This is a genomic window from Pseudactinotalea sp. (assembly GCF_048594945.1).
GTDB lineage: Bacteria > Actinomycetota > Actinomycetes > Actinomycetales > Beutenbergiaceae > Pseudactinotalea.
Genome location: NZ_JBMDXJ010000387.1, coordinates 1 through 7,776, shown reverse-complemented (window position 1 = coordinate 7,776; position 7,776 = coordinate 1). Strand labels below are relative to the sequence as shown.

The window sequence follows — 7,776 nt, the reverse complement described above, 5'->3', positions numbered from 1 at the left end:
GGTCGGCGCTGAAGTTGTAGACCCACGCATCGCGGTTGGTCTTGACACCTCCGGAGAAGAGCCCAAAGACCGCGTCCTCTCCAGACTTCTCACCGAGCAGTTGGTAGGTCTCGAAGTCGTCCCCGCGTTGGTTAATCCAGTCACCGGCGGCGTTGGGTGTGATCGGCTCCCATTCGACCGACGCGAGGTGGTCGCTGGCGACGATGGCGAGCTTCTCTTCTCGTGTGAGGTAGTCGCCGATGTCGCGGTACCGACGGGCCGCGGCTGCGGGGCCGTCAGGTCGCCTCACGAGGTAGGTGATGGCCACGGTGTTCCGCGATCCGGCGCCGAAGACCTTGCCACCTTCCTTTCGGGACAGTTCCCCGGCGGTGCGCTGGTTACCACGCAGGTTGTAGACGTAGAGCGCGCTGAACTCGTCGGCGAGGGTCTTACGTAGTCCGTCGGCGGTGTTGGCGTCGATGAAGCCGCCGTTGGTGACGAACCCGACCACGCCGGCGTCGCCGATTCGATCGCTAGCCCAACGGATCGCTCGGACGTAGGAGTCGTAGAGGCTGTTCTTGTTCGTCGCGCTCGAGCGCTTGGCGTAGGTGTCCTCGATCCGACCGTCGAGGGTCGGGTAGCGCAGGTTGGCGTTGTTGTCGTTGCCGCTGCTCTGCCCGACTGAGTAGGGCGGGTTGCCGACGATGACGCGAATGTCGAGGCCGAGTTGACGCTCGGCCCGCTCGGAGTTCTTCGCGAAGAATCCCTGGTCCAGGGTGTCCTCGTGCTCGGTCATCTGGAAGGTGTCGGCGAGCACGATCCCGCCGAACGGAACCCACTCGGCCGCGGTACCTTCCGCGGAAGCACCCACTCCCCCGGCAGGGGTCTGAGCGTCAAAGCCAGCGGTGAGTTCCCGGTAGGTGGCCTCGATGTTCGCTGCCGCGATGTAGTAGGCGAGCAGGGTGATCTCGTTGGCGTGCAGCTCGCTGGTGTACTTGCGAGCCAGGTCCTCGGGCTCGATCAGCCCCGAGGCGAGCAGCCGAGTGATGAACGTGCCGGTACCTGTGAAGGGGTCCAGCACGTGGACTCCTTCGGCGCTGATGGTGGTGCCGAATTCGGTGACTAGCAGGTCGTTGACTGACCGCAGAATGAAGTCGACGATCTCCACTGGGGTGTAGACGATGCCGAGGGAGTCAGCCATGCGTGGGAACGCGAGCTTGAAGAACTTCTCGTACAGCTCGGCGATCACCTTCTGCTTGCCGGCGGCGTTGTCGATGCCGGCGGCGCGCATCCGCACGGATTCATAGAAGCCCTCCAGGGACTCGGTTTCGGCCTCAAGGTGCGAGCCCTCCAGCGCGGTGAGCATCGTCTGCATCACGGTGGCCACTGGGTTGTGCTGAGTGAACGCATACCCCGGAAACAGCGCGTCGAAGACCGGGCGGGTCACTAGGTGCTGGGAGAGCATGTCGATTGCCCCATCCCGGGTGATGGAGTCGTTGAGGTTGGCTCTGAGGGCCTCGACGAACTCCTCGAACCGGTCTGCCAGTTCCGGTGTGGCGGGGTTCGCGATCGTCGCGTGCAGCCGGGCTGTGTGGGCCTCCACGATCTGGGCGACGTCTTTGGCCCAGGTCTCCCAGTAGCGGCGGGATCCGACTTTCTGGACGATCTTGGCGTAGATAGCTTCCCGCCAGTCCTCGAGCGCTTCTAGTTCCAGAGTGGGCTGCACAGCGACGGGCGACACTGGAGTCGAGCCGTCCTGGTCCCTGTCACCGGCACCGGCGCCGGGGACGTGGAAGATCTCGACTTGCCCAGGTTTGCCCTTGTTCAGCTCGATCTTGTTGACCATGGCGTTGAAGCGTTCGTCGTGGGCACGGAGCGCCTGAAGCACCTCCCACACCACCCGGAAGCGTTCGTTGTCGGCCAGCGCCGCCTCAGGTGTGGAGCCGGCCGGCACAGCGATGGGCAAGATGATGTAGCCGTACTGCTTGCCGGGCGCCAATCGCATCACCCGGCCGACCGACTGCACGACGTCGACGACGGACTTGCGGGGGTTGAGGAACATCACCGCATCCAGCGCTGGCACGTCGACGCCCTCAGATAGGCACTTCGCGTTGGACAGGATGCGGGCCTCGTTGGCCCCGTCCTTGCCGGGAGTCTTGAGCCAGTCCATGAGCTCACCGCGGCGCAGCATGTTCATGGTGCCGTCCACGTGCTGCACGTGCGCCTCAAGCGCCCGGTCGCCCAGCTCCTCGCCGGAGTAGCGGATCTTGTCGAGGTAGGTGCCGGCAATCTGCTCGAAGGTGTCGGCGAACCGTTGCGAGGTCTTGATATTGGCAGCGAACGCCACCGCGGTGCGCATCGGGGAGGGGTCTGCCGTGAAGGACTCCGATCCCGCCATGCGCTTGGCCATGGCGTTCCAGCAGCCCACGATCTTTGCGACGTCGGGCAGCGTCAGCTCACCGTTGCTGGACAGGTCCTGCTGGAACGTCTCGGCAACGGCGCCTTCGTCGACGGTGAGCACCAACACCTTGTAGTCGGTCAGCCACCCCTCGGAGACGGCCTGGCCGAACCCGAGCCGGTAGAACTCGGGCCCGTAGGTGTCCTCGTCATCCATCGATGCCAGGACGGCGTTGGCCTGCCCTGCTTTGGCCTTGGAGTTGTCGTCATACAGCCGCGGAGTGGCGGTCATGTAGAGCCGCTTGGTTGCCTGCAGGTAGGCGGGGTCGTGCACCCGGACGAACGCTGATTCGTCGGCTCCTGCGATGGTGACGCCGGTGGTGCGGTGTGCCTCGTCGCAGATCACCAGGTCGAAACCTGGCAATCCCTGCTGCTGGGCTTGGGCCACCACGTCGATCGACTGGTAGGTCGCGAACACCACCGTCAGCCGACCATCGGCGGAAGTGCTCGCGCGCTCGGCGAGCTTGGCCGGGTTGGTGGTGGCGGGGATGGCCAGATCGACCACGGACATGTCCTCGGAGCCTGTGCGCCCGACCTTAACGTCGGAGCACACCGCGAAGGTACGCAGGGAGTGCTCTGCTTCGGTCGACCACTCCTTCAGGGTCTGGGACAGCAGTGCGATGGAGGGCACCAGGAACAGCACCCGGCCGCCCAGGGGAACCAGGTCTTCGGCGATCCGCAGGGCGGTGATGGTCTTGCCGGTGCCGCAGGCCATGATCAGCTGGCCACGATCACCGCTGGCGAGCCCGTCTCGCACAGCCTGTAGAGCAGTGATCTGGTACGGACGCGGCGGCTTGCGGCCCTTGGTGGTGAGCACCTCGGGAGTGTCGAAGTCGAATTGTGCCCAGTCGATCGCGGACTCGACTAGGTCGTTGAGCCCGATCCGGCTCACCGGCTTTGTCTGGTCCGCGATAGCCGCCTCGGCCGCCGTGTTCCACAGGTCGGTCGTGGAGACCACCAGCCGCGATCGGAACGGCTCCTTGCCGGACTCCGAGAGGAACGAGTCGATGTCAGGCTTGGTCAGGTAGTGGGCGGGATCGTAGAACTTGCACTGCACCGCCACCAGATCGCCGGTCTCGCGTTCGCGTGCGATCAGGTCGATGCCACGGTCAGGCCGGCTGCCGCGCTCAGGCCAGTCGCTCCAGCGCCACACCTCGTCAAATCGGTCAGCGAACAACGGCTCTACGAGGAGGTACTTCCTGATCAACCGCTCGAACTTGTCACCCTTGTCGCGTTCGTCGGTGGCTGAGTGGTACAGCTTGTCGAGGATGTACTCGATGTCGATCGTTGACGCTCGCCGCATGACGGCATGCTAGGCGGTTCTGAGGCTTCGTAGATCGGTAGGCTGACGCGATGGCGTGCAGTGAGTGCGGGTTTGAGGGTCATAACAGCCGCACCTGTCCTGGACCGCATTGGGCCTGCCCGAATTGTGGGAAGCCGACCGCGAACATGACTAACTACTCCGAGCGACATGATGACTCGTATTGCTCGCCTTTCACCTCGCCCGGTTGCTGGGGCTGAGCGGCGTCGAGATGGTCTACCCGAGTCGACCGGCTTTGCGTGTGCTGCCGCAGTTCGTCGGAACCGCGGGGACGCAGGGCCAGTCTCCCGAGCAGCGGCAGCGGCTTCGTGAGTTCGTGGCCGCCGAGTACGCCGCTGGTCGGTCACTGCGCGAGCTTGGCGAGCTGACGGGTCGGTCGCAGAGCGCCGTGCGCCGATCGCTCGATGAGGCCGGTGTCCGCCGGCGTCCCCGGGGCGCGCAGCCGGCTAGCGCTGACCGTCGCGGTCGGCCGAACTCGGAGAGATGACGCCAAAACGCGTTCGTCGTGGCCAGCGTCGAGCGAATCGGCGTTCAGGCTCAGTCGTTGGGAGGCAGCGATGTTGGTGTACGGGACGGGTCCGGTGGCGCGGGCGGCGGCGTGGCACGCGGCCGGCGTCCCGATCTCGCGCGTCGCTCCCGCGGTCGGGCTTCCTGTCAGCGAGATTGCGCGTCTGATTTTGGGGTTCTGGCTCGCAGAGGCGCGGGACCAAGACCCTGATCTGGAGCTGATCGGGGAGCCGGGCGCGTGTCGGATCGGTGGGTGTGGGCGTGCGGCACTGAAACACCGATTGTGTCCAGCGCATGTCGCCCGGTTTTACGCCGGCCGCCCGCTGCTGGGTGGTGGACGGGCGTTTGGGCGTGGGCCGGCGCTGGTGGTCCAGGAGTGTCCCTCGTGTGGCGTCCGGTGGTGCGCTCTGGGCCGCAAACGCGCTACCTGCGGCGACCGTGCCTGCGTCCTGGCCGCGGCGGGGCTGCCGGACCTGAGGGAGCGGGATCAGGCGATCCTGGCGCGGGTGCGGGCTGGCGAGCAGTACCGCGCGATCGCGGCTGACTTTGGGTTGTCCGAGCGTCGTGTGTCGCAGCTGGCTCGTCGTAACGGCATTCGTCGGTACGGCATCCGGAAGGATTCCCGGGCATCCGGCAACCGCCGCGGGTAGTAGGGACGCTCGGGAACTGGGTACAGCGTGCCTGGCCCTTGTGGGCGCGCCTAGAGGGATGTCACATGTCGGGCCCGATGTCGGGCGTGGGGCTCGGCGGGGGTTGCTGCTGCCAGACGGGGAGGTCGTGGCGATGCTGGTCGATGGCTTCGGTGGTGGCGCAGGAGGGGTCGTGCGGGTTGGCCAGGTGGGCGCCGCAGGCGGTGCATTCGAGGTCGGCGTTGTAGAGCGAGTCGGCGGGGTTGCCGTCGTGCAGGTCCCAGATTCGCCCGGCTGGCAGGTAGACGGTGATCGGGTCTCCGTCGAGGTCATCCAGGGTCAGGGTGGGGACAGGTTCGGATTGGGTGGCCGAGGTGACGTCCCGGAAGCCGTCTGCGGGGTCGCGGGTCAGGCCGTAGCCGTTGGCGTCGGTGCCGTCGCCTTGTTCGATGAAGGTTTGCAGCTGGGCGTGGGTGAAGCCGAGCACGGGTGAGCCGTTCCAGGTCTGTCCGGTGTCGTAGCCGGCGTACAGGTGCCTGGTGCGGGGGCCAATGATCAGCGTGACGTCGACAGCGGGGGTGCTCATGGCGGCGGTCCTTTCGGTTACTGGCACTGCTGGAGCAGGTCGGTGAGGGCTTGCTTCTCGGTGGGGGTGACCCACAGGTCGTAGGTGTGCTTGATGCTGATCTGGATTGCGGCGTAGGAGCAGTCGAACGCCGCGCTAGGCGGGGTCCATTCATCAGCGGCGGACCCGCCCTTGTCCTGGTTCGCGGCAGCGCTGACGGCGAGCAGGTTCGTGGTGTCGTTGGCGAAGGCGATCCGGGTGGCGGCGCCCCAGTCCTGTGCCCCGGTGGTCCAGGCGTTGAAGAGGCTGACGACGTGGTCGATCTCGATGGTGCCGGTGCCGGGCTGGTAGCTGAGCGTGGTCTCGGTGTAGGGGTCGAGCAGGTCGCCTCCGGTGACCCGACACGGGGTTCGGGCCGAGAACTGCGGATGGGTCAGGTCGCGGGCGAGCACGACCGCGCGGGTGTGGCACTCCCCCACTGGCAACCACTGGTCGCCGAACAGCAGGTCGCGGTCGTAACCGGCGCCGGAGTCGGCCTCGGCGACCTCCAGCTGCGCGAGGAGCTGCGTGACGTGCTCGCTGCTGCTGACGGCGGTGGTCGCACCCTGGTCGGGTGCCGCGTCCGCGCGCAGATCGCGCAGCAACGCCACCGCGAACAGCACGACGATCAGCAGACAGATCACTGTGCCTACCGCCCTCGCCACGCGCGACCGGCTCAGAACAGCGATGCCGCCGTCGTTCATGGGCTGGGCCTCTCGATGACTTGCTCGGCTTCCAGGTTCGGCATCGCCGCCACGAGCCAGCCGTCGCCGGGTGTGCGGGTCAGTTGCACGGTGGCGTAGCGGGGATCCTCGTCGCGGGCGGTGTAGTAGCCCTGCTCGGTGAAGGTGAAGGTGCGGTAGATCAGCTGGACGGTGTAGGTGTCGGCGTCGAAGGCACCCTCGGGCGCGGGCGCGGCGGTGAGGACCTCGGCGGTGGAGCCGATGCCTGCAGCGGCGGCGAGCTGTTGCCATTGCTGCGGGCCGTAGAGCGGCTCCTCGACCCAGGGCTGCAACTGCTGCTGCAGCTCGGGTGTGGTCAGCGCCAGCGCGCGGATCAGTCCGGCGCGGTCGGTGTCGTCGGTGTAGTCCCAGGTCCAGATAGTCGTAACGAACTCCTGGGCTATAGCCAGGGCGGCGGTCTCGTCCCCCACTGTGAGGCCGTGGCTGGCGGGATCATCCAGTCCGGGTGGATCGGGCTCGGGGGTTGGTAAGGGTGCGATGACCTCGTCGGGGTCGACGTAGTCGGCCTCTGCCCCACCGACTCCCCCGGCGTCGGCTTCGGCTTCGGTTCCGGTTCTGTTCGAGTCAGCGGCCGGCGTAGTTGCTTCGGCGGCTGGTGCCACGGTGTGCTTGCCGGTGGTGCTGGGGGCGCAGCTGGTGGTCAGCAGGCACAGCAGCACGGCGGTCAGGGCAGTCGTCCGAATGCGAACAAGTTGTCGCGCCACAGGGTCACCTCCTCGACGGTCTTGCCGGGTGCTGGTGCTTGCACGATGCGGCCACCGCCGGCGTATAGGGCGACGTGGTAGATGCCATCGGCGGTGCCGTCGCTGCTCCAGAAGACGAGGTCTCCGGGTTGTAGCTCGCCTTCGGAGACGCGGTCGGTGGCGACGTACTGCTCGCGCGAGGTCCGTGGCAGCACCAGGCCCGCGTGGTCGTAGGCCTGCGATGTCAGTCCGGAGCAGTCGTAGCTGTCCGGGCCGGCAGCACCCCAGAGGTAGGGCTTGCCGATCTGCTGGCGCGCGAACTCCAGAATCCCCGCCGCGTCGGCGGTCACGGGTGGTGCGGCCGAGGCGGAGGGGTCACGCAGGTCGACACCCCGGGCGGCCATGAAGGCCGTGGGGTCGGTGGTGGAGCCGCCGAGGTGGACCTCGAAGTGCAGGTGTGGGCCGGTGGAGTTACCGTTGCTGCCGGTCAGGGCGATCTTCTCGCCTGCGGCGACCTGCTGGCCCTGGGTGACCAGTACACCGGCCTGGTACATGTGGACGTACCAGGTCTCAATGATCCGGCCGGCCTCGTCGGGTCCGTGGTTGATGATGATGTTGCAGGGCGAGCGGCCGGCGTAGCCCAGGCACGAAGCTCGGGTGACGACCCCGGCGGCCGCGGCGTAGATGGGTGTGCCAAACGGGGCCGAGAGGTCTTCACCGGCGTGGATGTAGCCGCCACGGGGCTGGCCGTAGTTGCCCTGGAAGGTCACCACGCCCGGGATCGGGTGGCTCCAGCCTTCGGAGGTCACCACGCCGAGGCCGGCCACGTCGACGGCGGCGGGCTCGTCGTCGC

At 66.9% G+C, this 7,776-nt stretch carries 6 protein-coding genes; 1 reads left to right on the top strand and 5 read right to left on the bottom strand.

Going from position 1 to position 7,776, the window contains the following annotated elements; all coding sequences use genetic code 11:
- The coding region (locus tag ACOJSN_RS17505; protein WP_420113772.1) for a DEAD/DEAH box helicase at positions 1 to 3,739 on the bottom strand (3,739 nt) is incomplete at its 3' end.
- 229 nt (positions 3,740 to 3,968) lie between these two features.
- Here ACOJSN_RS17505 and ACOJSN_RS17500 point away from each other — a divergent pair.
- The gene (locus ACOJSN_RS17500; RefSeq protein ID WP_420113773.1) at positions 3,969 to 4,244 is read left to right on the top strand and encodes a helix-turn-helix domain-containing protein; all 276 of its coding nucleotides are present in this window, start codon (positions 3,969 to 3,971) and stop codon (positions 4,242 to 4,244) included.
- A 731-nt stretch (positions 4,245 to 4,975) separates the two neighbouring features.
- Here the strand turns inward: ACOJSN_RS17500 and ACOJSN_RS17495 are convergent.
- From ACOJSN_RS17495 to ACOJSN_RS17480, 4 genes are all read right to left on the bottom strand, one after another.
- Positions 4,976 to 5,479, bottom strand: a complete 504-nt coding sequence (locus ACOJSN_RS17495; protein WP_420113771.1) for a hypothetical protein — start codon at positions 5,477 to 5,479, stop codon at positions 4,976 to 4,978.
- 17 nt (positions 5,480 to 5,496) lie between these two features.
- Positions 5,497 to 6,201, bottom strand: a complete 705-nt coding sequence (locus ACOJSN_RS17490) for an HNH endonuclease family protein (RefSeq protein ID WP_420113770.1) — start codon at positions 6,199 to 6,201, stop codon at positions 5,497 to 5,499.
- Positions 6,198 to 6,899 carry a hypothetical protein gene (locus ACOJSN_RS17485; RefSeq protein WP_420113769.1) on the bottom strand — a complete coding sequence of 234 codons (702 nt, stop codon included), beginning with the start codon at positions 6,897 to 6,899 and terminating at the stop codon, positions 6,198 to 6,200. The genes ACOJSN_RS17490 and ACOJSN_RS17485 overlap by 4 nt, the downstream gene beginning before the upstream one ends.
- 5 nt (positions 6,900 to 6,904) lie before the next feature.
- On the bottom strand, positions 6,905 to 7,776 hold an 872-nt coding region (locus tag ACOJSN_RS17480; RefSeq protein ID WP_420113768.1), incomplete at its 5' end, for a peptidoglycan DD-metalloendopeptidase family protein.